Raw genomic sequence first — 25,806 nt, forward strand, 5'->3', positions numbered from 1 at the left:
TATTCATTTTCCCCCTTTCACTTTCTCTATTCTCGTACAAACTCAGAAATTTTTAGCGTTGGGTTTATTGAAACCGTATGCTTCAAAAAATTCTTCGCGGAAATCTCCCAGACGGTCTTCGCGAATCGCTTGACGCACCTGTTCCATTAAGTTTAACAGAAATTGCAGGTTATGATAACTAGTAAGCCTAATTCCGAATGTTTCATCTGCTCGGATCAAGTGATGGACATAGGCGCGCGAATAGTTTTTGCATGTATAGCAATCGCATTTCTCATCAATCGGTCCGAAATCACGTTTAAATGCCGCATTTTTGATGTTCAATCGGCCCGTGCTGGTCATCAATGTTCCATTACGGGCGATGCGCGTCGGCAAGACACAATCGAACATATCGATGCCGCGGATAGCGCCGTCGATCAACGAATCAGGAGATCCGACGCCCATCAGGTAACGCGGTTTGTTGGCAGGCATCAACGGCGTTGTGAACTCAAGCGCACGGTTCATGACATCTTTCGGCTCACCTACGGACAATCCGCCGATGGCATAGCCTGGAAAATCAAGTGACACCAGATCCTGAGCGCTTTGTTTGCGAAGATCTTCGTACTCGCCGCCCTGGATGATGCCGAACAAGCCTTGGTCCGCTTTGCGGGCATGCGCTTCCAGGCAGCGTTCTGCCCAGCGGGACGTGCGTTCGACACTGGCTTTCATGTATTCATGCGTCGCCGGGAACGGCGGGCATTCGTCAAAAGCCATCATGATGTCAGAACCCAGGTCATTTTGGATCTGCATCGCTTTTTCCGGACTCAGGAACAGCTTGTCGCCGTTCATGTGATTGCGGAAATGGACGCCTTCTTCTTTGATGTTGCGGAATTCGCTTAGTGAAAACACTTGAAACCCGCCGGAATCCGTCAGAATCGGACGGTCCCAGTTCATGAATTTATGCAGGCCGCCTGCTTCTTTGATGACATCATTGCCGGGACGCAGCCACAAGTGGTACGTATTGCTGAGGATAATGCCGGCGTTCATGGCTTTCAACTCTTCAGGTGACATGGTTTTGACCGTCGCTTGCGTGCCGACGGGCATGAATGCCGGGGTTTCAAACGAACCGTGCGGTGTGTGGACAATGCCCAGGCGCGCGCCGGTCTGTTTGCAGGTTTTGATGTGTTCATAGGTTACTGCTGCTGTCATTGGTGAGTCTCCTTTTTCTGTGGCTCAATGAACATGGCGTCTCCGAAACTGAAGAAACGGTAGCGTTCATTTACAGCTTGTTGATAAGCGTTCAAAATATGGTCACGGTTCGACAATGCGCTGACGAGCATAACGAGCGTCGATTTCGGCAAATGGAAATTGGTGATCAACCCATCGATCGCTTTGAATTCATAGCCTGGGAAAATGAAGATATCGGTCCAGCCACTGTCTTCCTGCAGCTCGCCTCCGAATTTCTGGGCAACGGATTCCAAGGTGCGCGTCGAAGTCGTACCGACCGAAATGATGCGTCCCCCCTGTGCTCTTGTTTGATTGATCAAATCAGCCGTTTCCTGTGTAATGCGATAAAATTCCGAATGCATTTCATGGTCTTCAATCGAATCTACTGATACCGGCCGGAATGTTCCAAGTCCCACGTGAAGTGTGATAAAGGCGATATTGACTCCTTTTGCCCGGATTTCCTCCAATAGCTCATCGGTGAAATGAAGCCCTGCTGTCGGTGCCGCCGCACTTCCCCGCTCTTTCGCGAAAACAGTCTGGTAGCGATCCTGGTCTTCCAGTTTTTCACGGATATATGGCGGCAATGGCATTTCGCCCAATTCGTCCAGAATTTCGTAGAAAATGCCATCGTAGATCATCTTGAAATGGCGTCCGCCATGGTCCAGGATGCCGGTGCATTCAGCACGCAGCAAACCTTCTCCAAATGAAACAACGGTTCCGACTTTCACTTTTTTCGCTGGTTTGACCAACGTCTCCCATACATCGTCTTCTATCTGCTTCAACAGCAGCAATTCGATGTTGGCTCCTGTATCTTCCTTGACACCCATCAGGCGTGCAGGCAAAACACGCGTATCGTTGAGGATCAGCGTATCGCCTTTATGCAGATACTCGGTGATGTCGCGGAAATGGCGGTGCTCCGTGTTGCCGGTGGTTTTATTCATGACCAGTAGCCGGCTCGACGTACGGTCCAGCAGCGGTGTTTGGGCGATCAATTCATCCGGAAGTTCAAAATCAAAATCTTGTACATTCAATGTTGTGGGTGGTGTATTTAATTTAGTCATTCAGGCATCTCCATTTTAAAGTGTTCATAGGCAAGCGGCGTTACAGTGCGGCCTCTCGGCGTACGCTGGATAAATCCGATCTGCAGCAAATACGGTTCATAGACGTCTTCAATCGTCGTCGACTCTTCCCCGATGCTGGCTGCGATGGTATCCAGTCCAACCGGGCCGCCGCGGAAACGTTCAATCATGCCCGTCAATAATTTATGGTCTATATGATCCAATCCAAGCGGATCGACCTGCAGCATTTCCAAAGCCTGTTCCGCCATGTCCATCGTGATGGACCCGGTGCCGCGCACTTGCGCATAATCACGCACGCGCTTCAGCAACCGGTTGGCGATGCGCGGAGTTCCACGGGAACGGCGGGCAATTTCGACAGCTGCGTTCGGATCGATATCCGCTTCGAACAATTTCGAGCTGCGGATGACGATATCCGTCAGTGCTTCTGTATCGTAGTATTCCAGGCGCGACAAGACGCCGAAACGGTCGCGCAGCGGTGCAGACAAAGCGCCTGCGCGCGTCGTCGCCCCAATCAAAGTGAACGGCGGCAGATCCAGCCGGACAGAACGCGCCGTCGGACCTTTGCCGACGACGATATCCAAACAGAAATCCTCCATTGCCGGATACAGCACTTCTTCAATCGAACGGTTCAAGCGATGGATCTCATCAATGAACAGCACATCTCCAGGCTCCAATGACGACACGATTGCCGCCAAGTCACCCGGACGCTCGATTGCCGGTCCGCTGGTCATCTTGATGTTGACTTCCATTTCATTGGCGATGACAGCAGCGAGTGTCGTTTTCCCGAGTCCAGGAGGCCCGTACAACAGCACATGGTCCAAGCTTTCCTGGCGCATTTTCGCTGCCTCGATGAAAATTTGCAGATTGTGTTTCACTTTCTGCTGCCCGATATACTGGCCCAGCAATTGCGGACGCAAGGATTGTTCAAAACGCTCATCAAATTCCGAGATCTCGCTGTCGATAATGCGGTCTTCCATGCCGTTCGCCTCCTTTCATCAGTTTTGTTTAAGCAGCAATTGCAATGCTTTTTTCATGAAGCCTTCTGTATCCAGGTCCAAATCCCGCAGCTGTGGTTTGACTTTGGTGATTTCCCGTTCTGAATAGCCAAGAGCACCCAGTGCCAGCATCGCTTCTTCCAGTTCTGCCTGGTCGTTCGACAGCAATGTAGTTGTCTCTTCCGGATCGAAAGGATCGCCGAAAAACTCGGTCAGCTTGCCTTTCAAATCCAATATCATCTGGCGTGCCGTCTTCTTGCCGACACCCGGGAACTTCACCAAATAGGATTCATCTTCCCGTTCGATCGCTTCGATGACATGCTGCGGCTGTCCGCTGGCCAAAATCGCCAATGCGCCTTTGGGGCCGATGCCCGATACCGAAATCAGCTTGCGGAACAATTCGCGTTGTTCCAGTGTCGGAAAACCGAACAGCAATTGCGCGTCTTCACGGACATGATGATGCAGAAAGACCTGCAATTCATCACTGCCGAAAGAATACGGATTCGGCGCGAAAATCTGCCAGCCGATCCCTTGTTGTTCTATCACTAAATATTCAGGCGTTACGCGTGTAACCTTGCCTTTTATGTAATCGTACATGGACAGTCTCTCCTTCAATTCAACTTTATAATTATAGCATATTCAGCTGCTTTAGACGAAATAAACCCGTTGTCGAGTGGCACATGATAAGATAAAGAGAACGAGTCAATAAGCGAGGGAATCTAATGAAAAAATTATTCGGCGAACAGCGGCGCCAATTCCTGCTGGAAAAAATAAAAACGTCAACACAACCACTGACTGGCGGTGAACTGGCCGCTTTAACCAGCGTGTCCCGCCAAGTCATCGTCGGCGACATGACGTTACTGAAGGCAAAAGGCGAGCCCATCATCGCGACCAGCCAAGGATATCTGTACCTGGCTGACCGGGCGACAGAAGAAGCAAGCCGGCGCATAGCCTGCCACCATCAGGCTGAAGACACCGAACGCGAACTGAAACTGCTGGTTGAATCGGGCGTCACAGTGAAAGATGTGTCGATTGAGCATCCGGTATACGGCGAACTGACAGCCGGCATCCATGTGTCAAACATCCAGGAAGTTGAAGCTTTCATGAAGCGCGTCCGCGAAACCGGCGCCAGCTACTTGCTGGAACTGACAGACGGCACGCATCTCCATACCATCACTGCACCTGATAACGCGACGCTTGAAAAAGCTGTCCAGGCGATGCGGGATAACGGATTTTTGTTGGAGGAAATTGAATAAGGTTTTGATGGAGCCCATGATTCTGCATTTGGCCGGATTGTGGGTTTTTTGTTTTGAATGCTTAGGTATAGCTATGGCAATTTTTAAAAAGGATAGCCCTTACACAACGCTTCGGCCGCTTAGCGCATAGCTTACGCAAGAAGCCAGAGCGCAAGACGGCGAAGGGAAAAGACAGGCTCCTCTATCGCTTCGCAAGTCCACGTAAAGCATCCGCCTGGGGTGCAGGATTGGCTATAAAGCTAATAAACTGGCTACTTATTCTTCTAATTAATCATTTATTGCCTAAAAGCTAGAAGTCCCGCAGCGAAAACCGCTGCGGGGCTTCTCTTTTTCATTTATACGTATAATACGATCCTAAGGTTTTTACTGTACAGCCAAGTGCCGCAAGCTCTTCGAACGCACCGCGCATCATGGCGTCTTTTTCGTCCGCCAGTACATCAGCGATGAAGAAATAATCGCCGAGGCCGGTTTTCAATGGGCGCGATTCGATTTTGCTCAAGTTCAATCGGCGCCATGCGAAAACGGACAAGATCTGGTGCAGGACACCTGAACGGTCATCGTCAGGCGGTGTGATCATCAACGTTGTTTTGATTTGATCGTCATGCGTCGGGTCTGTCAATTTGTGATCAGACTTCGACAACACGAAAAAGCGTGTGTGGTTAAAATGGAAATCGTGGATGTCACGCTGCAGAATGTCCAACCCGTATTTATGGGCGGAAAATTCGTTGGCGATAGCCGCAATGTTGCGCTCCGGCAATTCGGCAACCATCTTCGCTGCAGCCGCTGTCGAACTGTACTGCTCCAAAGGCGTATTCTTGTATGTATAAAACAGGAATTTATGGCATTGCGCCAATGCATGCGGATGTGAATAAATCGCTTCAAACGATTCCGCATTGCGGTTATCCGGATGTACCAGCAAATGTTGTTGAATCGACGACAATACTTCCGCCGTCACATACAATTGCGCTTCGTGAAATAGATAATCCACTGTCAATGGAACTGATCCTTCCAACGCATTTTCCAGTGGCACGACAGCGTAATCCACGCTGCCTTCTGCCACTGCTTCTATGCATTCAGGGATGGTCGTAAATGGCACCAGGGTACCTTCAGGGAAAACTTTTGTTGCCGCAAGGTGTGTAAATGACGCTTCCGGCCCTAAATATGAAATTCGTGTATCAACAGCTTGTCCAGTCATTTAAACATTCCTCCATTAAGATGATCCACTTGATACCACATCAGCCGACTCGACGAAATCGAGCTTTTTCAGCTGTTGCAAAAATACGTCCAAATCCCCGTCCATCGCCGTTACGTCCAAAGACAGTGTGACATTCGCACGCCCTTGGATCGGAATGGTCTGGTGGATGGTCAAAATATTGCAGCCGTTTTCAGCGACTGACTGCAGAAGCGTCGCGAGCGTTCCCGAGCGGTCTTCCAGTTGCAGGAAAACCGTCAGGATCCGTTCTTTGACGATCGAATGGAACGGAAATACAGCGTCCCGATATTTATAAAACGCAGAGCGTGAAAGACCTGTCTTGTTGACCGCGTCCATAATGGAAATGCGGTCGTTCTGCAGCATTTTTTTCACTTCAAGCGTTTTTTGCATCGCTTCCGTCAAAACGTCTTCACGCACTAAATAATACCGTTGTTCCGAAATATCCTTCATTCAAGCTACCTCCGCATCAATCCATAAATTCGAATTCGAATTCAAGCAGGCGAACCGTATCGCCGTTTTCTGCACCGCGCTCACGGAGTGCATCATCAATTCCCATACCGCGCATTTGGCGGGCAAATCGGCGAATCGAATCTTCACGTGAGAAGTCGGTCATCTTGAACATGCGTTCAATGGCATAACCGGACAACACGAATGCGCCATCAGACTCACGCGTGATGCTGAATCCATCTGCATCGGTTTCGTGTTTGTACAAGACCGTGCTTTCTGACTCAGCTTCTTCCTCGTCGATCAATGGGAATTCAGGTGTCACTTCAATAACGTCAGCAATGGCGAACAAGAGATTGTTCAATCCTTTGCGGGATAAAGCAGAAATCGGGAAAATGCGGGCATCTTCCGGCAATTTTTCACGGAATTTCGCCAAGTTCTCTTCCGACTCCGGCATATCCATTTTGTTCGCAACGATCAATTGCGGACGTTCGGTCAAACGCATATTGTATTGCTTCAGTTCTTCATTGATTGTGACGTAATCCTCATAAGGATCGCGTCCTTCAAGACCTGACATATCGATGACGTGGATGATGACACGCGTCCGTTCAATATGGCGAAGGAATTGATGGCCCAGTCCAACGCCTTGGTGAGCGCCTTCGATCAATCCTGGAAGATCGGCCATAACAAAGCTGCGCTGGTCTTCTGTTTCGACCATGCCCAGATTCGGGACAATCGTCGTGAAATGATATTCAGCGATTTTTGGTTTTGCAGCAGAAACAACCGACAACAACGTCGATTTTCCGACACTTGGGAATCCGACAAGCCCGGCATCCGCCAACACTTTCAGCTCCAAAATGACATTGCGTTCAAAGCCCGGTTCGCCTTTTTCAGAAAGCTCTGGCGCCGGGTTTGCAGGCGTTGCGAAACGAGAGTTTCCACGTCCGCCGCGGCCACCTTTTGCGATGACTGCTGTCTGCCCATGTTCCACCAAATCAGCAATGGTTTCACCGGTATCCACGTCTTTAACGACTGTGCCCGGCGGAACTTTGATCAATGTATCTTCAGCTTTGGCACCATGCTGGTTCTTGCTCATGCCGTGTGTTCCGCGTTCGGCTTTAAAGATCCGTTTGTAGCGGAAATCCATCAGCGTGCGCAATCCTTCTTCAACGATAAAGACGATATTTCCGCCTTTGCCGCCATCTCCGCCGGCAGGGCCGCCGTTCGGTACATATTTTTCGCGGCGGAATGCAACCATGCCATCCCCGCCGTCGCCACCTTTAACATAAACTTTTACGTGATCGACAAACATATTATCCCTCCATCTGTGCGCGCACAACAATCAATGTGTTGTTTTCGCTGCACTCTTTTCGTGCCGTGAATCCCTGTACTTCTAAAACGTCCAAATCCAGCCAATTCCCCGGACAAGTAATTTTCATTTCAAACAGCGTGGAACTGGAAGCCAATGAAACCGTGCCATAAAACGCCTGATAAGGTTCCAGGCGCCCTTTGGCCGCTTCCACAAAACTCTCCAGAAAAAGCCGAAATGCTGCGTCCAAATGAGTCGGTGCTTTAGCAGCCGAACATTCGACGTGAAAATTAAATCCCGGGAAACGCCAATTTGCAGTCAACAGCCATTCCTCTGTCAGCGGCAGCCCGATATCAGACAGCCGGCTGGCATGCATAGCCGCTTCGGCATGCGAACGAATTATTTCTTGCGCCTCTTGCAGACGGCCCAGATCCAAATTCATTTTGATCAATTGCAATTCATTTAAAAAATCATGGCGCGCATGCCGAAGCGATTGTGCCACTGTGATTGTCTTTTCCATAAGTCACGTCCCGATTCAGCTTCTTATTCCAGTATACCAAGAGTTCGCAGGAATTTCCTAAAATAATGCGTTCAGCCGACAGGGCCCGCGCTTATAAATTTCAAAAGAAAAAGGACTGCGAAAGCAGCCCTTTTCGTTTTGTATTAAGCTTCTTGTGCAACTGGATATACGCTAACTTTTTTCTTATCGCGTCCGTAACGTTCAAAACGTACGACTCCGTCGATTTTAGCAAAAAGTGTATCGTCTCCGCCGCGTCCAACGTTCTCACCTGGATAAATTTTAGTCCCGCGTTGACGGTATAAAATTGAACCACCAGTAACTTCTTGGCCGTCTGCACGTTTTGCGCCAAGGCGTTTAGATTCAGAGTCACGTCCGTTTCTCGTTGAACCTACACCTTTTTTGGATGCAAAAAACTGAAGATCTAATCTTAACATTCTGTCCCACCTCCTAAGCTGTGAAGGTTATTTTAATATATTCTTCATAGTCTTGTTCAATCGTTTTCAATGAAACAATCATTGCGCGTACAAGCAGTTGAACCTGCTCGTCCGTCTTGTCATCCAGGTTCTCCGGAAAACCAACTTTTAAAAAGCCGCTGTTTGCCTGCTGAATGTCCGGTTCGATTCCCGTCAGCTCCATGATGGCGTTCACCGCTCCGAAAGAGACAGCAGACGCTCCAGCACATACGAGGTCTTGCCCGTGTTCAGCATAATCCGCATGGCCTGACATTTCAAAAGACGAAATGCGTTTTGAGGTTTCTTTTACAGTAACTTGTATCATTCTTACAGGTTGATCGCATCGACAGTCAATTTCGTGTATGGCTGACGGTGACCTTGTTTTTTATGGTAGTTCTTTTTAGCTTTATATTTGAAGACTGTGATCTTTTTCTGTTTGCCGTTTTTAACAACTTTGGCTGTAACAGTAGCTCCTTCAACAAAAGGAACACCCACTTTAGTATCGTCTCCACCTACAAATAGAACTTTGTCAAATGTGATAACATCCCCAGCTTCTCCGTTCAATTTCTCAACGTAGATCTCTTGGCCTGCTTCAACTTTGATTTGTTTTCCACCAGTTTCAATAATCGCGTACATATCCTTGCACCTCCTCTTAAAATAAGACTCGCCTATTCAGGTGACTCGCCGGAGCGAATGCTTAAGGTAACCTGATTCGAGCGGTTGCAGCATGGTACGCTACAAACATAACATTAGAATAATACCACGCCATTGCGTGTCGCGTCAATAGATAATGTGAGGTTTCGAGAAATTGGTGATGAGTGGTTAGGCAAATGGTTGTGAGGAGTGATTTTGTCGGTGCGAGGTGCGCTCTTTGGTGCGTGAGGTGCGCTTGTCCGCTTGCGGGGTGCGGTCTTTGCCAGTTGAGGTGCGGTTATCCGGGCGCGAGGTGCGGTCTTTGCCAGTTGAGGTGCGGTCAGCGATAAATGCGACCAAAATACTCCCGCAGCAATTGCCGGTCTTCGACTATTTGGCGTTTTCCGCGCACATCGCCTTGAATTGCCGACCCTTGCAACAATCGGTATAAAACATATTTGTTTTCGACTCCGAGAAGCCGATAAGCCAATCCGGTGTCGAGTTTATCGCCAAACAATACGGCATATTCCTGGAGCGCCACTTCATGTGCATCCTGCGAATAAAACCCGCAGACTACGCACTTCCATTTGCGCTCACGCCAATCAAGTGAACAGGTGCGGCAGCTTGGACAAGTTACACCGAGTCGCAAGGAGTCGAAGCTAATATTGTGTCGCTCGAGCCAGCGGCGGCTCGAATTGCGCACCGGCAGTCCCCGCAACTTGGAAGCTAGCGCCCGTGCATCAAAAAGATTCGAACCTTGCATCAGCTGCTCCAGGTGAAATGGCAAATAGTCGAGTGACACGACCGGATAATGTTTGGGCGCCTCCACCACTTTGCCGGACCGGCTCGCAAGTACGATTACACCATGTACGGAGACGCCGAGAAAATTGCTGACGGCACGGACCGCCCGGTGGAGCTGCGCTTCCGGATTGCGCATTCCTTCCCTGCGCCCATCGATGATCCGGTGAAACTGAAAATTGATGGAATCAAAATAAAACTCGCCCACCATGTTCTTCACTTCCAGTACGCAGACCATTTGTTCATGAATCAAAAGCAAATCGATTTGCGCTGTTCCCTCTTTATAAGGAATGTGCACATCACTCAAGAAAATCGTTTCGCCTGGCAGATCCAATTCCCTTTTCAACAAAGCAGCCGTCCGCTGCTCACCACTGGCACCAGCCAATGAACTTTTCAGTTCGGCTAAAACCGCTGCCTTGGATTCATGTGCGTTCGGCAAACGTTCTGCTGCAACCATCTGTGCGAGTAAAAAATCGTTCATGCCACACCTCCCGTAAGTTTTAAAAAAGCCCCCGCTTGGACAGCGAGGGCTCTAACAATCTTATTTAGTGAAAACGGCTTTGATTTTGGTGAACAGGCTTGGCGGTGCTTTTTCCATACTCATCAACGGTACCGATTCTCCTAGCAAACGGCGCGCAATGTTGCGGTAGCCGAGTGCTGCGGTATTTGATGGGTCCATGACGATCGGCTCGCCTTTGTTCGAACTTGAGATGACACGCTCGTCATCTGCAATGATGCCCAGAAGATCGATCGACAAGTGAGTGGTGATTTCATTGACATCCAGCGCTTCTCCCGCTTTCATCAAATGCGGACGAATGCGGTTGATGATTAAACGCGGAGCGTCGATGTTCTCTTCCAGCTCAAGCAATCCGATGATGCGGTCAGCGTCACGGACAGCTGAAATCTCAGGCGTCGTCACGACAATTGCGTGATCCGCTCCAACAACAGCGTTCTTGTAGCCTTGCTCGATACCGGCTGGGCAATCGATGATAACGAAATCATAGTCTTTCTTCAATTCCGTCACCAATTCCTTCATCTGTTCCGGATTGACGTCGTTTTTGTCTGCGGTTTGAGCAGCAGGCAAAAGATACAGCATGTCATCAAAGCGTTTGTCTTTGACAAGTGCTTGATGCACTTTGCAGCGGCCTTCCAAGACGTCGATCAAATCATAGATGATGCGATTCTCCAAACCGAGGATAACGTCAAGGTTGCGCAACCCGATGTCAGTGTCGATCAGGCATACTTTTTTCCCTTGAAGAGCCAATGCAGTGCCGAGGTTGGCGGTTGTCGTCGTTTTACCGACGCCTCCCTTGCCTGATGTAATTACGATAGCTTCTCCCACACTAGCTTCCTCCTTTAAACGTTGAAATTTGCGGACGAATAAACCGCAATTCCTGCAAACGGTCAATGATGATGGTGCCGTTTGTATGTAAATAAGCACATTCCATTTCCGGTTGTTCCGATAAGCTGGACAATTCGTCTGTCATGGTTTCCAATTCGTCAGCGATTTTCAATTGCGTCGCTTCCAGCCAAGAGGCTGCAATGACTGCGTCCCGGTTGCCTTTGGTTCCGGCATGCGCCGCACCTTTCAGCCGGCCCAGCACGTAAACACTGCCGCCCGCTTCGACGCGGCCGTTCGGGTTGACGTCGCCAATGACGACCAGATCGCCGTTCGCTTTGACAACTTGTCCTGAACGCACAATGCCGACATATGTTTCCGACTGGCGTTCAAGGATCATCTGATCGCTTTCTTCGACCGTCAGGATATCGCTCGTTGTCGCAACTACCTTCAGATGAGGATTGGTCGAAACAATGTCGCTGATTTCTTTGATCTGGCTGTCGGTGCAATAGCGTTTATTCAGATGAACCGTCACTTCAGTATCACTGTCAAGCGCAGGATCCGACACCTTCGCCTTCAACTCGGCCAATAGATCCGTGTAGGCACATTGGTCATCGAGATACAGCACGAGGCCTTTATTTTTCCCTTTAATGTTAACGAGATTTTTCAAAAAATGTGTCACCTGCGCTTTCTTTAATATAACCCTATTTTAGTGTCACGCTCCGACAGCTGCGTGACCATTACTGATTTGAACACCCAGCCGAGCATCACCAGGAAGATTGAATTAGCGACCATCGTCGGCCAGAGCCGAGTCGCCAAAAATGTACCGAGCGGCATTCCTGTCAATGAAATCAGCAGGAAGAACTGGTAAAGCAAAAATTCGAATACGCCCAGCAAAACGAGCGTCAGAAGTGTCGCCGTCACCAAGTTCTGCGGAATTCGCTTGAAAGCAAATGCAGCTGCCAAACAAGTGGCTGGATACAAAAAAGAATATAATCCAATAATATCAATGTAAAAGACATCATACAAGAGCCCGAAAAATAATCCATAGAACATCGCATGCTTTAAATCATAGTACAAAGTCAGGAAAATCAGGAACATTATCAGGAAGCGCGGCACAATATAATTTAATTCGCCGCCAATATTAAGCGGTGAAAAAAGGCCGAAAACCGGTTCCATGAAAAACAGGACGAGGCAGATTAACGGGATAAGGAAACGGATCATGATTCATCGTCTCCAGTCACGCCGTTGTCTTCACCGTCCACTTCCGGCATCAAACGGTCAGCGATGACGACGTGGTCCAATAAGGAGAAGTCGGCTGCCGGTTTCACATAAGCCAGTTTAGTCAACCCGAATTCATCTATGGTGATTTCGGTGATGGTGCCGATTAAAATGCCTTTCGGGAAAATCCCGCCGAGCCCGCTTGATACGACTTGATCGCCTTTTTTCAATTCAACATTGGCATCGATCCGCTTAAGCAGCAGTTCATGGCGTTCCGCGTCATAGCCTTCGATCAAACCGAAAACGTCTTTTTTCCCGCCAACGACCATCGCGGATACGCGGTAGTTCGGGTTGAGCGTGGAAATCAATTCAACCGTTGACGTTGTCGGAGTCGTCAACGTCACTTTGCCGATCAGGCCTGTTGCAGTCATGACCGCCATATTCTCCGCTACTCCTTGGTTGGAGCCACGGTTAAGAATGATTTTCTCTTCCCATTGATCCGGGTTCCGTGCAATAACGGTAGCCTGGATTGGGTTGTAATCGCGCAAGTCTTCTTCTTTTCCTACGAGTTGTTTCAATTCTGCGTTTTCAGAACGCAAATCTTTGACTTCAGCCTGCACGCCCGCAAATTCTTCTAAGCGCGTTTTCAGATGCTCGTTCTCCTCAAATGTGTTCAATAATGAATCGACATTATCGAAAATCCCAGTGACAAAATGAGCAGGGCGTGAAAATACCGACTGCCCAGCTCCAACAGCATCTTTTATGATTTGTTCCGGCAGCGACACATTGCCGCGGTCACGGAGCGAAAAAGAAATCAGTGCAACGAGCAGGATGACACCCAACAGCAGCAAAATCAGCCGCTTGTTCGTTAAAAGCTGTGGCATATTGCCATCCTCCTTATTTGATTGATAGTTGGCGGCGGAATTGGTCCATGTTCTCTAATGCCTTGCCGGTGCCAAGTGCGACACAGTCCAATGGATTTTCGGCAATAAAGACCGGCATGGACGTTTCATCTGAAATGACCCGGTCGAGGTTCTTAAGCAACGCTCCTCCACCTGTCAAAACAATGCCGTTTTCCATGACGTCTGAACTTAATTCAGGCGGCGTCTTTTCAAGCGTCGATTTGATGCCTGCTACAATCGCAGTAATCGATTCGCTAAGGGCTTCCACAATTTCACCCGAAGTGATCTGCAGCGTTTTCGGAAAACCGCTCAACAAATCACGTCCACGAATTTCCATCGAAAGGTCTTTTTCAGCCTCTTCCATAATGCGGGCAGATCCGACACCCATTTTCAGTGCTTCAGCTGTCCGTTCACCGATCAGGACGTTATACGTCTTGCGGATATACTGGATGATTTCAGTGTCCAGTGCATCTCCGGCTACACGGATCGAGTCGCTTGAAACGATGCCGCCAAGTGAAATGACCGCTACTTCAGTCGTTCCGCCTCCAATATCGACGACCATACTGCCCATAGGTTCCCAAACCGGCAAATCCGCTCCAATCGCCGCTGCGAAAGGCTCTTCGATGGTATAGGCTTCACGTGCGCCGGCTGAACGGGCTGCGTTCAAAACTGCCCGCCGTTCAACAGAAGTGATGCCATAGGGAACACAGATCATGACGTTGCCGCTTTTCCATTTGCCCCCTGCCGCTTTCGCTGCTTCGACAAGATTATGCTTGATCATCGCCAAGGTCATATCGTAATCCGCAATGACGCCATCACGCATCGGACGGATAGCGACGATCGACTCTGCTGTACGGCCCATCATGTTTTTCGCCTGGGTGCCGACAGCGACGATTTCTCCCGTATTTTTATTTTTAACGACAACGGAAGGTTCACGCAGAACAATTCCTTTGCCTTTAATGTACACCAATGTATTTGCAGTACCTAAGTCAATTCCAACATCTTTTGAACCAAATCCAAGCACAGGTTTTCTTCCTTTCTGTAACAAGCCGGTATTTCGGCAATTGCGTTGACACAATACCACTCATTATAGACGAAAAGAAAAAAAATAAACAGTGCTACATGAACCCCTTTTCTTTCAGGGAAATGAATTGGTGGTCACCGATGATGACATGGTCCAGCAGTTCGATGCCGATGATGCTGCCGGCTTCGACGAGGCGCTTCGTGACATCGATGTCTTCAGGTGATGGCGCAGGATTGCCGGAAGGATGGTTGTGGGCGCAGACGATCGAAGCTGAAGAACGGCGGACCGCTTCACGGAAAATTTCACGGGGATGGACAATGGAGGCGTTCAGGCTGCCGACAAAAATGGTTTGGCGGTGCATGACCTGATTTTTGATGTTGAGGAACAAGACAACAAAATGCTCCTGTTTCAACGAAGTCATATCGGCCATTAAATAGGAAGCCGCATCTTTCGGGGAACGGATGGTGAATTTCGTATCGGTCTGCTTGGATGACAGCCGCCGGCCAAGTTCTACAGCCGCAAGCAGCTGGACAGCCTTTGCCCGGCCAATGCCATGGATCGCCACCATCTCTTCGATGGTGGCGTTTTTCATTTCCTGGATCTGTTCGAAATGGGTCAGCACCCGATTGGCCAAATGCAGCACCGACTCCTGCTTGCTGCCGGTGCGCAGCAGGATGGCAATCAGCTCTTGATTGGACAATGCCGATGCCCCTTGGTTGACCAGGCGTTCTCGGGGACGGTCCGCAATGTGGACGTCACGGATCATCAACGGCGCGTCGTTCAGCATCGGACACCGCTCCCTTCTAGCGAAATAAACCCAGCAGCTGCGAGTTTCTGCGTCAGTTCCGCAACCGGCAAGCCGACAACAGCGTTGTAATCTCCTTGAATGCCTTTGACGAACAAACCGGATACCGTTTGGATGCCATAAGCACCTGCTTTGTCGTAAGGGTCTTCGGTTTCAATATAGGCGTTGATCCAGGCTTCCGGCAATTCGAAGAACGTCACGTTGACGGCTTCATGGAAGGACTGCTCGCTATTACCTTTTACGACCGTCACCGCCGTAATGACTTCATGTGTGCGGCCGGATAATTTCTGAAGATAGCTCTTGGCCTGTTCTTTACTTTTCGGCTTCAATAGGATTTCACCATCCAGGACGACAATAGTATCAGAGCCGATGACCACAGCTTCTTGATGGGCACTTGCCACTTCCTGCGCTTTTTGAGCAGCACATGCCAATACGTAGCCAAGCGGCGTTTGGAAGTCCTGCGGATCGGGTTCGTCCTGGAGACTCGGGATAACTTGAAAATGAACGCCAAGCATACTAAGCAGTTCCTGGCGGCGCGGTGATTGTGAAGCTAGAATGACGGGGAAATCTGATTTGAATTTCATGGGGAAATCTCTCCTTTTTTCAAGAATCATACCATCCCTGACAGCACTCAACAAACCATCAAAAATGATTTTTGCCCTTCAGCAGGCGTTCAAAAATCATTTTTCAGTTAGTTTTTTCTTGAAAGCGCTGTATGCTGCCATCTAAAATTCACATTTGCTTTGTTCACGAACATCCGACAAAAGCTGTCGCAACAAGGTTTTTATGTCAAGCACAAAAATCTTTTAACATTATTCAAAATTAGCATTATTGGCACTTTTGTATAGCGATTCACTTCATTAAAAAGAGCTATTATAATGAAATTTGGCTTTTAATTTCTGAAAATTATTATTATGAAATAATTTTCACCAATTCTTTTAGCAAAGGAGCTGTCTTTTTTGAAGACAAAGCGCAAAGGTTTATTTCAGAAATCGCTCGATCGCATCGAGCTGATCGGCAACAAGCTGCCTCATCCGGTGACCTTGTTCGCCCTGCTCGCACTTGCCGTCCTTGTGATTTCCTCTATCATCTCGGCAATTGGCATTACCGTCGAACATCCGGGCCAGGAAGGCGAAATCATTGAAGTCAAGAACCTGCTGAATGCAGAAGGCATTCAATACATATTTGCCAGCATGGTCGATAATTTCATCGGATTCGCTCCGCTAGGCGTTGTCCTGGTCACCATGTTGGGTATCGGAATTGCGGAACGCACAGGACTCATCAGTGCTGTACTACGGGCTTTCGTCCTATCCGTTCCGAAGTTCTTGATCACAGGAGGACTGGTATTCGCCGGAATCATGTCCAGTGTTGCTTCTGACGCCGGGTATGTGGTCCTTCCCCCACTTGGTGCTGTCATTTTCGCGGCGCTCGGACGCCATCCATTGGCCGGTCTTGCCGCAGCATTTGCCGGTGTATCCGCCGGATTCTCGGCAAACCTGCTGCTGTCTGCCACTGATGCCATGCTCGGTGAAATGACAATCGCGGCAGCAGCGATCATCGATCCGACTTATGCAGAAGGCATGAACATTGCCATGAACTATTACTTCATCATCGCTTCGGTCTTCCTGTTGACTATCGTCGGTGCAATTGTTACGGAAAAAGTGGTTGAACCGCGCCTTGGTGAATACAAAGGGCAATACCGCGAAGACTTGAACGGCTTGACAGCTGAAGAAAAGAAAGGTCTGCTATGGGCTGGGATTTCCGTATTGGTCGGAATTATCCTGACTGCGTTGTTGATCGTTCCAGAAAACGGCGTCTTGCGCGCTGAAGACGGCGGCATTGTCCAGTCACCATTTATGAGTTCATTGGTGCCGATCATTACGATCCTGTTCTTCATCCCTGGATTGTTCTACGGTATCGCCACCAAGAATATCCGCAGCGATAAAGACGTCGCTGCGCATTTGACGGATACGATGGCTGCCATGGGCATGTTCATCGTCCTGGCTTTCACCGCCGGACAGTTCGTTGCTTATTTCACAGAATCAAATATCGGAATGGTGCTTGGCGTCTACGGAGCTGAAGCACTTGAAGCCGCTAATTTGACAGGCATCCCGTTGATCATTGGTTTTATCGTGGTCACTGGAATCATCAACCTGTTCATCGGTTCAGCTTCTGCGAAGTGGGCGATGATGGCGCCGGTCTTCGTTCCGATCATGATGCAGCTCGGCTACTCGCCTGAACTGACGCAGATGGCTTACCGCATCGCGGATTCATCGACGAACATCATCACGCCATTGATGACGTATTTCGCCATTATCATCGCTTTTGCCCAGAAATACGATAAGAAAATGGGCATCGGTACATTGATTTCGGTCATGTTCCCGTACTCCATCTTCTTCATGATCTTCTGGTCGTTGATGCTGATCGTCTGGATGCTGTTTGGTCTTGATCTGGGTCCTGCATCACCAATTCTTTATTCAAAATAAAGTAACAAAAAGCTCAAGGGAACATGTCCCTTGAGCTTTTTTATAGCCAAAAATTCCAGTACCAAGCAAGCATAGCCTCGCCCCAGAAATAGACGATGACGGCGGCCGCTGCAATCGAGGGGCCGAACGGAATCGGTGTCTTGCGCCCTTTATTCGTTACGCGCAGCTGAATGATGCCGACGATCGCGCCGATGAACGATGCAAAGAACAAGGTCATCAAGGTGCCGGCTGTTCCGAGCACCAATCCGATAACGAAGAACAGCTTGATGTCCCCGCCCCCCATGCCGCCTTTGGAGACGACAGCGATCAGGAACAGCAATGAAAATCCAATGGCAGCGCCGAGCAGGCTATCCCACCACGGATCAAGCGGAATGGCCAAACGCAAGCCCAGCAGCACCACCGCAAACGGCAGCAGCACTTTATCCGGAATAAGCATATAAGCGATGTCCGACACGGTGATGATCACCAGCATTGAAACGAACAAGAGCGCTACGATCAGCTCCGGCGTAAACCCGAACACCAAGTACGACGCCACAAATAAAACCGCCGTGACTGCTTCCATCAACGGATAGACCCAATGGATTTTCGAACCGCATGTCCGGCATTGGCCTTTCAGAAAAAGATAAGAGAACACCGGCACCAGGTCAAGCGCGGTCAATCGGCGCTGGCAATTGGTGCAATGGGAAGGCGGATAAGCGATCGATTCCTTTTTCGGCACGCGCAAGCCCACCACATTGAAAAACGATCCAAAGACGAGCCCGAACAGTGAAATGAAAACAGAATAAGTCAGTACCATAGAAACCCTCTTTGCTTTAATTTATTTGTTGGCGATATTTCGTCAAACAGTCTACTTTCATCGCGAGTCTTCGGTATTTCGCTCTAAATCTTACTAAAAAAAACGGATGATGGCGGCTTTTCGCGGGCGAAAAGCGATTGGCAGAGCTTTTGTTTGCGGAATACTGGATTTATTTGCAGAATTTGCCCGGTTGTTTGCAGAATGCTGAATTTGTTTGCAGAATAACATCGGTTGTTTGCAAAATCCGCCCCTTTGTTTGCAGAACGGTCTATACTTCTGCAAAACGAAGCTTTTAACCCCAATTTATCAAAAAGAGAGAAATCACGATGATTTCTCTCTTACCTGTATTACTGGTCTGACGCTTTTTCCTGTTCCTCTACATTTACTTCCACATTCACTTCAGTTTGTGAACCGTCTGACGAAATTTCCGTTTCCACTTCTTCGTCAGTTGTTTGGTCGGGTATGACTAGGCTGGTGCCGTCATTTTGAGGCAGCGGATTTACTTTTTTGGCAGGTGCCGGGGAATCGACTTTCAATTGCGTCTCCGCAAGTTCAACGAGATCCGGACGGTAAAAGGCTGAGAATGAAACGGAAACGGTTAACGGTTCCCCTTCCTGCTCCGTTTTTGTAACTTCCGGTGTTGAAGTGAAGTCAATCCCGCCGACGACCATGATGCGCTCCATCGCTTCAATTTCTTTGATGAAAGTGATAATACTCATATAGTCTGTGGCATTGAACTCCACTGTCGTGATGACTTCCTGAACATTCTCCAGGCCTTCGACCGGCTGCAACACCGTCAATGGCGCTTCGGCGAAATTGACGGAAGTGACGAGTGTTTCAGACAGCAGCTCGGCCTGTTCAACCTGCAAGAGAATCAAATCCGTCAAAGGTTCAATGGTGACTTTATGCTGCAATTCACGTGTACTAATTTTTTCAGCTGGCGGTGCAGCTTCTTGCTGCGCCTGCAAAGACATCAGCACTTCGTTTTCCGAGGTCAGCAATTGTTCAGATTGCAAGCGAGCGTCTCTAGCTGGAACGTAGAGGGAAAAATAGGAATAGGCTGCACTCCCTATCAATAACAGTACCGCCAAGACCAGCATAGCTATTTCTTTCTGGCGCTTTGATAAACTGCTCATTGAACGTCACCCTCCCCTTCGGCAGGAACGGTTTCCGCTTCTTCTGCTGGAACTTCTTCGGCAGATGCATCTTCAGTAGCCGGCACTTCCGTAACGGTTCCATCAGCATTGATAATTTCTTCTACTGCCGGCAAACGTTCATCTACATAAACCAGACTGTACGTTGCCAAATAGCGTGGATTTTCAATAATTTTTTCTTCTGCAACTTCAGCGCCTTCTTCTGTTGTTTCCAGCAATTCCAATTCTTGATTTGTCACCGAATCCAGCTTTGCGGAATCCAGCAACTCGGAAGCTTTTAATTGTGACAAGTAATATGCCGCTTCGCGGGCTGTATCAAATTGAATCGTCAACGTAGCCAAGTTCGGCTTCACGAAGGAAAAGGAATCAAAGAATCCGCGCTCCGGCAATCTGGATACCAAATCACTAAGCAACGGCACCGTATCGAATTGGTAGCCTTCTGCCCAATCGACCGTCGCCTTTAATTGCTGCTCTTCGTTCAGTCCGACTGAAGCCGCGAGTTGCGTGCGGATCGCTTCGCTTTGAGCGGCGACTTGTGTATATTCTGCATCGATTGCTGCCTGTTGATTAGCCTGTGACTGTGCCAAAAAGAAAAAGGTCGCCCAGATGAAAACAGCCACCAATAAAATTCCAAACACCGCAAAAAGAAAAACAGGACGTTCCCGTTCCTTTTGCGGCAATAAATTAATATCAACTAACATGTTCACACCTCTTTCAGGGCTAAACCGATGGCACGGTTAAAACGTTCAGGAACGCTGTCGTTTAATTCGGTAGGGATGGATTTCATTACAATAGGATAGACCGGAACGGAGAGCCGGCTTTCAAGCCGCGACTGAAGTTCTGGCCAATCGCCGAAGCCGTTGCAGATCACTTTTGTGATGGTGGCTTCACCCGCGTTCATGCTGTAGCGGTAAAAATTGATGAGCTTCTCGATTTCCGCTTCAATCTCTTCTATAAAAATATCCGGATTGAGTAATTCTTCTTCCGTGAGATTCAATTCGACCGGCCGCATGAACAAGGGGTAATGCTCATGGAAAATGGACACCGTCATTTTTTTTGATTGCAGATCGATCATCATGATGTGCTCATCTTCAATGAAATCATGCTGCACATGCGCCAGACGATATAAAGCGAGCGGCGTGATGTCTGCCACTGCTGCTTTCAGCTTCGCCTGATCCAGTACTTGTTCATAGGTATTGACGACAGATTCCTTGGAAGCGATGATGAGCACTTCTTTATTGCCGTTGTAAGGCACAACGTCAAAGACGGGATCTTCGAAGGGAAGATAAAGAGTCGAACCGATTTCGATAAAGAAATGGCCTTTCAGTTCATCGGTTTTGACGCCTTGGGGAAATGCCACTTTGCGGATGATAACGAATTCGTCAGGGGCGAGGAATCGGACTGACTTCTTAGAGAGACCCCACTGATTGACAGCCTCACCGAGTATCGATCCAAGCGCTTTTACGTCGACAATTTCACCATCTCTGATAACGCCTGCAGGAAGAACCATCTCTTCCGCCAGGCTAATGTGAAGCGGTTCTATGGATTTCAATTCCACGTACCGGATGGCATCTTCTTCTATAGTAATTGTCACGACGCGTGCTTTTTTCGATAAAAACGGTAAGGCCATTTTTTCAGCTCCTAAGTTAAAGACTTATTGAATTACTTGTGGCGTCGCTGCTACTACTGAATTTCCTTTTGTCTTATCCGCATTTATAGCTTTAATAGTAGCTGATGTAAACTGAACTTTTTTACCTCCAGAGAAATCAATTGCAGTAGTAGTTAATTCTAATGATTTAGACGTAGTGCCACGTACCAAAGTAGCATCAGCTGGAATTTTCCCTTCACTTTCAAGGAAGCCATCAGACTTTAATAAAGCTACAGTTAAAGGCTTAGCATCTGCAGGCCCCTGCGGATTTTCAGTATAATAAAGTTGAGCAGCGTTCAATACATTCGTAGCATCCGACTTAACCGCACTATAACGGCTATTCTCAATAATATTCCCAATCGCTGGAATAGCAATTGCAGCAATAATAGCGATGATTACGATAACGGCCAATAGCTCGATTAAAGTCATCCCTTTTTGATCTTTTAACTTTTTCTGAACGAAATTTTTCATTTCTGTTCCCCCTGTTTTTGCTAAATTTTTAGTACTTCCTTCTTACTGCTTTATTATATCAAGTGGCTCTAATTAAGCAATAGAGAAATATATAATTTTTAACATTTATTTGTATAGTTACTACTACATCGTGTCTACGTTATTGAACATTTCGAACATCGGGAGCATGATAGAAAGGACTATAGTCCCGACTAGGGCGGCGAGCAAAACAATCATCAATGGTTCAATCAATGCTTTTAACCGATCCGTCTCTGCATCCACTTCTTTTTCATAAAACTCCGCTACTTTGAGCAGCATGTGATCGAGAGATCCTGTCTGTTCGCCGATGGAAATCATATGCGGGATCAATGGCGGAAATGCCCAATGGTCGCGCATTGGTTCGGTCAGTGAACCGCCCCGCTCCAAGGAATCCCTGGACGCCAGCACCACTTTCGACATCACTTCATTGCCAACCACTTTTTCGACCATGGTCAACGCCTGAAGAATGGGTACAGAACTGGTGAATAACGAGCTCAAAGTCCGCGTTAACCGTGCCAACGCCGATTTCTTAAAGATCTTTCCGAATATCGGCATGCGCAAAAGCATAGTATCCAGCACGAGGCGCCCTTGCAGGCTTCGCTTCATCAGCCAGTATGCAAAGATAAGTGCCAAAATAGCCAGCACGATCAAGTACCAATAGCTGATGGTCAAATCGCTTAACTGCATGACGATTTGCGTCAACAACGGAAGTTCCCCTCCGAATCCTGCGAACATATCCACGAACATCGGCACGATAGTTGCCAACAGGAAAATGACTACGCCGATTGCCAATACGCCGACGATTGCGGGATAAGACATGGCGGAAACCACTTTCTGGCGGGTTTGGTACGCTTTATCGTAATGATTTGCCAAGCGTTCCAATGATTCGTCAATATTCCCGGACATCTCTCCCGCTTTGATCAAGTTGATAGTCAAGGGCTCAAAGATTTTCGGGTGCTTAGCCAGGCTATCGGATAAGGTATTGCCTTTACGCAATTCGTCCTCGACCATGGCCAGCGTCTTGGCCAACGCTTTTGATTCGACTTGTTGGGATAGGATACGGATGGTATCGACGATTGTCACACCAGCGCGCATCAACGTGGAAAACTGGCGCAGGAACATGATGAACTGGTCCCGCTTCACCGGATTCCCGATGGTGATGTCTTTTTGCAGCGTAGTGGTTTCAATTTCCCGCATATCGATGACTTTAATGCCATCATCTCGAAGTTTGATGATGGCTTCCCTGCGGTTTCCGGCAGTGACGATGCCGGTTCTTATTTGTTTCGTATCGCGTCCTTCGTATTTAAAACGCGCCATATTATCCTTCCCCTTTCAGATAAGGGTGGGCGATATGGCGGGCGATTTTCCCATTCGCCAAAAGCTCCTGGATAGATGAAGACATCATATGCATCCCCGCTGCGCGGTTCGTCAAAATGACATTGGGTATTTGATGCACTTTTTCCGTGCGGATTAAATTCGAGATCGCGGTGTTGTTGATCATGATTTCTGTAGCAGACGCCCGCCCTTTGCCATCGGCTGTCGGCAACAAGCGCTGCGAAACGACAGCTTTTAAGACACCTGCTAATTGGGTGCGGATTTGGGATTGCTGGCCGGCCGGAAACACATCTATGATGCGCTCGATTGTCGAAGCAGCACTTGAAGTATGCAAGGTCGCCATAACCAAATGGCCGGTTTCCGCTGCAGTGATCGCCGTTGTAATGGTTTCCAGATCCCGCATTTCGCCGACTAAAATAACATCGGGGTCTTGCCGTAATGCTGCGCGCAATCCATTGGCGAAGGAATGTGTATCAGATCCAATTTCGCGTTGGTTAATAATTGAATTTCCGTGCCTGTGCAAGTATTCAATCGGGTCTTCCAAGGTGATGATGTGTTTCGACATATTGTCGTTGATGTGGCGGATCATGGATGCAAGCGTCGTCGATTTGCCGGATCCGGTAGGGCCTGTAACCAAAATCAGTCCTTGCTGAGACTCTGAAAGCACCTTCAAAATATCCGGCATTTTGAGTTGATCGATTGTCGGAACACCTGTCGTAATCGTCCGGAAAGCATGGGAATCAGATCCACGCTGATGGAACGTGTTGACACGGAAACGGGCTACCCCCGGCAATGAATAGGAATAATCCATTTCTCCTTTTTCCAGAAATTTATCAAAAGACCTTTCCGGAATCAGAAGTTTGCTGATTTCTCTTGTTTGCTCATAGCTGACGTTGTCTTTTCCGTAACGGCGCAATTCCCCGTTTAAACGGAAAACAGGAGGAATTCCAACGGTCAAATGAATATCAGAAGCATCTAAATTGATTGCGGCTGTTAAAATTTCATCTATATAAGTTGTCGGCATAGGCTTAGTCCATCATGGCAACGCGCAGAACTTCTTCTGTTGTCGTCATGCCCTCCTTCACTTTTAATAGGCCATCATCAATCAGGAAAATCGTCTTGTTTCTGATGGCGACTTCACGAATTTCGCCCGCTGTGCCGTTTCGGTTGATGATGTCTTTGATTTCTTCGTTAACCACCAGTACTTCATGGATGGCCATACGTCCCCGGTAGCCGGTCATATTGCATTGCGAGCATCCTTTGCCACGGGCGATCGTATCGATCGACAAGCCTCTTTTTTCAAAGATATGTTTTTCGCGTTCGGTTGCTTGATGGATTTCCCGGCAATCCCGGCAAACTTTCCGGATCAAGCGCTGAGCGACCACCGCATTCAGTGAAGCGGTGACGAGAAAGGGTTCGATTCCCATGTCCATCAAACGCGTGATCGAAGCGATTGAGTCGTTGGTGTGGATGGTGCTCAATACCAAATGTCCGGTAAGCGACGCACGGATGGAAATATCGGCCGTTTCTTTGTCGCGGATTTCTCCGACCATGACAATGTCCGGATCCTGGCGGAGAATCGAGCGAAGTCCGTCCGCAAACGTTAACCCGACATTGGTATTCACTTGAATCTGGTTGATGCCTTCAAGCTGGTACTCTACCGGATCTTCAACAGTGATGATGTTGACTTCTTCGCTATTTAATTTATTCAAGGCTGCATACAGCGTTGACGATTTCCCCGATCCCGTCGGACCTGATATCAAAATGATGCCATTAGGTTTATCGATTTCGCGCATAAAACGTTCCATGTTCAAGTCATTAAAGCCAAGCTTCGAAATATCGGTCAAGTTAGCGCTCAGATCCAAAATACGCATAACGATTTTTTCACCGTATACGGTCGGCAGCGACGAAACACGCAAATCGATGGGGCGCATATCGACATTGGTCTTGATCCGTCCATCCTGCGGAATCCGGCTTTCGGTGATATCGAGGTTCGCCAAAATCTTGATTCGCGCCGTGATCATTCCTTGCATGGCTTTCGGCAAAATGCGTTCAGTCCGGAGCGAGCCGTCAATCCGATAACGAATCAAGACGCGGTTCTCCTGAGGATCCATATGAACATCACTGGCTTTCAGTGAAACGGCATTCGACAGGATCTGGCTCACCAGGCGGACGATGGGCGCATCCAAGTCGCCCATATCCTCCTGTTGGTCCTGTTTGGTTACAGGCAATTCGCCGATCAAATCATCGAACGATTCTTCATCGTAGTATTTGGATATTGCTTTTAAGACATCTTCTTTTGAAGCAATCGCCGGTTGGATCTGAAACCCTGTCATTAAACGGAGATCATCGATGACGATGTAATCCATCGGATTGGTCATCGCCAGAAATAATTTATCCCCTTCAACTTTCAACGGAACTAGCTGGTTCCGTTTCGCCATTTCTTTCGGCACCATATTGAACAAGTTCTTATCGAAAGGATAGCGGAATAGGGAAACATGCGGAATGCCCAGCTGCACTTCAAGCGTCTCGATCAATTGCTGTTCCGTGATCAAGCCGCGCTGCAAGAGAGCATCCCCAATTCGCTGATCCGCTGTTTTCGTCTGTAAAGCTTCATTTAAATCATCTTGCGTTAGTAACCCATGTTCGACCAGGATATCCCCCAGTCGCTTTCGTATTTTCGCCACTCTTTTTCCTCCTTAAAA

General features: G+C 48.4%; 29 protein-coding genes and 1 other annotated feature. Of the genes, 2 read left to right on the forward strand and 27 right to left on the reverse strand.

Annotated elements, in window-relative coordinates; all coding sequences use genetic code 11:
• Positions 1 to 42 precede the first annotated feature (42 nt).
• Genes tgt through ruvA form a run of 4 tightly spaced genes read right to left on the reverse strand, consistent with a single transcriptional unit; the run spans position 43 to position 3,874 of the window.
• Complete coding sequence (tgt, locus tag H9630_RS13285; RefSeq protein WP_191715950.1) at positions 43 to 1,185, reverse strand: tRNA guanosine(34) transglycosylase Tgt; 1,143 nt, start codon at positions 1,183 to 1,185, stop codon at positions 43 to 45.
• On the reverse strand, positions 1,182 to 2,234 hold the full coding sequence (gene queA, locus H9630_RS13290; RefSeq protein ID WP_191716071.1) for a tRNA preQ1(34) S-adenosylmethionine ribosyltransferase-isomerase QueA: 1,053 nt from the start codon (positions 2,232 to 2,234) through the stop codon (positions 1,182 to 1,184). Before queA ends, tgt begins: the two co-directional genes overlap by 4 nt.
• Positions 2,235 to 2,260: 26 nt before the next feature.
• Positions 2,261 to 3,259 (reverse strand): Holliday junction branch migration DNA helicase RuvB, encoded by a 999-nt coding sequence (gene ruvB, locus H9630_RS13295; protein ID WP_191715951.1) that lies wholly within the window; start codon positions 3,257 to 3,259, stop codon positions 2,261 to 2,263.
• A gap of 18 nt (positions 3,260 to 3,277) precedes the next feature.
• Positions 3,278 to 3,874, reverse strand: a complete 597-nt coding sequence (gene ruvA / locus H9630_RS13300) for a Holliday junction branch migration protein RuvA (RefSeq protein ID WP_191715952.1) — start codon at positions 3,872 to 3,874, stop codon at positions 3,278 to 3,280.
• A gap of 125 nt (positions 3,875 to 3,999) precedes the next feature.
• Here ruvA and H9630_RS13305 point away from each other — a divergent pair, with 125 nt between their 5' ends.
• Positions 4,000 to 4,533 (forward strand): transcription repressor NadR, encoded by a 534-nt coding sequence (locus H9630_RS13305; protein ID WP_191715953.1) that lies wholly within the window; start codon positions 4,000 to 4,002, stop codon positions 4,531 to 4,533.
• 331 nt (positions 4,534 to 4,864) lie between these two features.
• Here the strand turns inward: H9630_RS13305 and pheA are convergent, their stop codons facing one another.
• From pheA to H9630_RS13380, 15 genes are all read right to left on the reverse strand, one after another.
• Positions 4,865 to 5,728: a prephenate dehydratase gene (gene pheA, locus H9630_RS13310; RefSeq protein WP_191715954.1), complete on the reverse strand. Its 864-nt coding sequence runs from the start codon at positions 5,726 to 5,728 to the stop codon at positions 4,865 to 4,867.
• A 15-nt stretch (positions 5,729 to 5,743) separates the two neighbouring features.
• On the reverse strand, positions 5,744 to 6,196 hold the full coding sequence (locus H9630_RS13315) for an ACT domain-containing protein (protein ID WP_225218543.1): 453 nt from the start codon (positions 6,194 to 6,196) through the stop codon (positions 5,744 to 5,746).
• 16 nt (positions 6,197 to 6,212) lie between these two features.
• Positions 6,213 to 7,502, reverse strand: coding sequence for a GTPase ObgE (obgE, locus tag H9630_RS13320; protein WP_191715955.1), 1,290 nt, complete (start codon positions 7,500 to 7,502; stop codon positions 6,213 to 6,215).
• Position 7,503: 1 nt separating this feature from the next.
• Positions 7,504 to 8,019 (reverse strand): Spo0B domain-containing protein, encoded by a 516-nt coding sequence (locus H9630_RS13325; protein WP_191715956.1) that lies wholly within the window; start codon positions 8,017 to 8,019, stop codon positions 7,504 to 7,506.
• A gap of 143 nt (positions 8,020 to 8,162) precedes the next feature.
• Positions 8,163 to 8,453, reverse strand: a complete 291-nt coding sequence (rpmA, locus tag H9630_RS13330) for a 50S ribosomal protein L27 (protein ID WP_008431505.1) — start codon at positions 8,451 to 8,453, stop codon at positions 8,163 to 8,165.
• Positions 8,454 to 8,466: 13 nt separating this feature from the next.
• On the reverse strand, positions 8,467 to 8,796 hold the full coding sequence (locus tag H9630_RS13335; protein ID WP_191715957.1) for a ribosomal-processing cysteine protease Prp: 330 nt from the start codon (positions 8,794 to 8,796) through the stop codon (positions 8,467 to 8,469).
• A gap of 2 nt (positions 8,797 to 8,798) precedes the next feature.
• Positions 8,799 to 9,107 (reverse strand): 50S ribosomal protein L21, encoded by a 309-nt coding sequence (gene rplU, locus H9630_RS13340; protein ID WP_146557532.1) that lies wholly within the window; start codon positions 9,105 to 9,107, stop codon positions 8,799 to 8,801.
• Between the two features lie 14 nt (positions 9,108 to 9,121).
• Positions 9,122 to 9,203: a sequence feature (ribosomal protein L21 leader region), on the reverse strand.
• 241 nt (positions 9,204 to 9,444) lie between these two features.
• A complete protein-coding gene (locus tag H9630_RS13345) occupies positions 9,445 to 10,383 on the reverse strand; it encodes a nuclease-related domain-containing protein (RefSeq protein WP_191715958.1) in 939 nt (312 codons plus the stop codon).
• A gap of 60 nt (positions 10,384 to 10,443) precedes the next feature.
• The gene (gene minD / locus H9630_RS13350; protein WP_191715959.1) at positions 10,444 to 11,244 is read right to left on the reverse strand and encodes a septum site-determining protein MinD; all 801 of its coding nucleotides are present in this window, start codon (positions 11,242 to 11,244) and stop codon (positions 10,444 to 10,446) included.
• Between the two features lies 1 nt (position 11,245).
• Positions 11,246 to 11,911 carry a septum site-determining protein MinC gene (minC, locus tag H9630_RS13355; protein ID WP_191715960.1) on the reverse strand — a complete coding sequence of 222 codons (666 nt, stop codon included), beginning with the start codon at positions 11,909 to 11,911 and terminating at the stop codon, positions 11,246 to 11,248.
• 23 nt (positions 11,912 to 11,934) lie between these two features.
• Positions 11,935 to 12,465 carry a rod shape-determining protein MreD gene (gene mreD, locus H9630_RS13360; RefSeq protein ID WP_191715961.1) on the reverse strand — a complete coding sequence of 177 codons (531 nt, stop codon included), beginning with the start codon at positions 12,463 to 12,465 and terminating at the stop codon, positions 11,935 to 11,937.
• Positions 12,462 to 13,346, reverse strand: coding sequence for a rod shape-determining protein MreC (gene mreC / locus H9630_RS13365; RefSeq protein WP_191715962.1), 885 nt, complete (start codon positions 13,344 to 13,346; stop codon positions 12,462 to 12,464). The genes mreD and mreC overlap by 4 nt, the downstream gene beginning before the upstream one ends.
• Before the next feature lie 13 nt (positions 13,347 to 13,359).
• Positions 13,360 to 14,388 carry a rod shape-determining protein gene (locus tag H9630_RS13370; protein WP_191715963.1) on the reverse strand — a complete coding sequence of 343 codons (1,029 nt, stop codon included), beginning with the start codon at positions 14,386 to 14,388 and terminating at the stop codon, positions 13,360 to 13,362.
• A gap of 94 nt (positions 14,389 to 14,482) precedes the next feature.
• Positions 14,483 to 15,175 carry a RadC family protein gene (radC, locus tag H9630_RS13375; protein ID WP_290185165.1) on the reverse strand — a complete coding sequence of 231 codons (693 nt, stop codon included), beginning with the start codon at positions 15,173 to 15,175 and terminating at the stop codon, positions 14,483 to 14,485.
• Positions 15,169 to 15,777 carry a Maf family protein gene (locus H9630_RS13380; protein WP_191715964.1) on the reverse strand — a complete coding sequence of 203 codons (609 nt, stop codon included), beginning with the start codon at positions 15,775 to 15,777 and terminating at the stop codon, positions 15,169 to 15,171. Before H9630_RS13380 ends, radC begins: the two co-directional genes overlap by 7 nt.
• 375 nt (positions 15,778 to 16,152) lie before the next feature.
• Here H9630_RS13380 and H9630_RS13385 point away from each other — a divergent pair, with 375 nt between their 5' ends.
• The gene (locus H9630_RS13385) at positions 16,153 to 17,679 is read left to right on the forward strand and encodes an AbgT family transporter (RefSeq protein WP_191715965.1); all 1,527 of its coding nucleotides are present in this window, start codon (positions 16,153 to 16,155) and stop codon (positions 17,677 to 17,679) included.
• Positions 17,680 to 17,719: 40 nt separating this feature from the next.
• Here the strand turns inward: H9630_RS13385 and H9630_RS13390 are convergent, their stop codons facing one another.
• From H9630_RS13390 to H9630_RS13425, 8 genes are all read right to left on the reverse strand, one after another.
• Positions 17,720 to 18,475: a prepilin peptidase gene (locus H9630_RS13390; protein WP_191715966.1), complete on the reverse strand. Its 756-nt coding sequence runs from the start codon at positions 18,473 to 18,475 to the stop codon at positions 17,720 to 17,722.
• Between the two features lie 347 nt (positions 18,476 to 18,822).
• Positions 18,823 to 19,611: a pilus assembly protein PilO gene (locus tag H9630_RS13395; RefSeq protein ID WP_191715967.1), complete on the reverse strand. Its 789-nt coding sequence runs from the start codon at positions 19,609 to 19,611 to the stop codon at positions 18,823 to 18,825.
• Entirely contained in the window at positions 19,608 to 20,330 is a 723-nt protein-coding gene (locus tag H9630_RS13400) for a PilN domain-containing protein (protein WP_191715968.1), read from the reverse strand. The genes H9630_RS13395 and H9630_RS13400 overlap by 4 nt, the downstream gene beginning before the upstream one ends.
• Positions 20,331 to 20,332: 2 nt before the next feature.
• Entirely contained in the window at positions 20,333 to 21,259 is a 927-nt protein-coding gene (gene pilM / locus H9630_RS13405; protein WP_191715969.1) for a type IV pilus biogenesis protein PilM, read from the reverse strand.
• A 24-nt stretch (positions 21,260 to 21,283) separates the two neighbouring features.
• Positions 21,284 to 21,748: a prepilin-type N-terminal cleavage/methylation domain-containing protein gene (locus tag H9630_RS13410; RefSeq protein WP_191715970.1), complete on the reverse strand. Its 465-nt coding sequence runs from the start codon at positions 21,746 to 21,748 to the stop codon at positions 21,284 to 21,286.
• Positions 21,749 to 21,871: 123 nt separating this feature from the next.
• Positions 21,872 to 23,083, reverse strand: a complete 1,212-nt coding sequence (locus tag H9630_RS13415; protein WP_191715971.1) for a type II secretion system F family protein — start codon at positions 23,081 to 23,083, stop codon at positions 21,872 to 21,874.
• Between the two features lies 1 nt (position 23,084).
• Entirely contained in the window at positions 23,085 to 24,125 is a 1,041-nt protein-coding gene (locus H9630_RS13420; protein ID WP_191715972.1) for a type IV pilus twitching motility protein PilT, read from the reverse strand.
• Positions 24,126 to 24,129: 4 nt separating this feature from the next.
• A complete protein-coding gene (locus H9630_RS13425; protein WP_191715973.1) occupies positions 24,130 to 25,788 on the reverse strand; it encodes a GspE/PulE family protein in 1,659 nt (552 codons plus the stop codon).
• Between the last annotated feature and the right edge of the window lie 18 nt (positions 25,789 to 25,806).

This window comes from Planococcus wigleyi, from assembly GCF_014836985.1.
GTDB classification, from domain to species: Bacteria; Bacillota; Bacilli; order Bacillales_A; family Planococcaceae; genus Planococcus; species Planococcus notacanthi.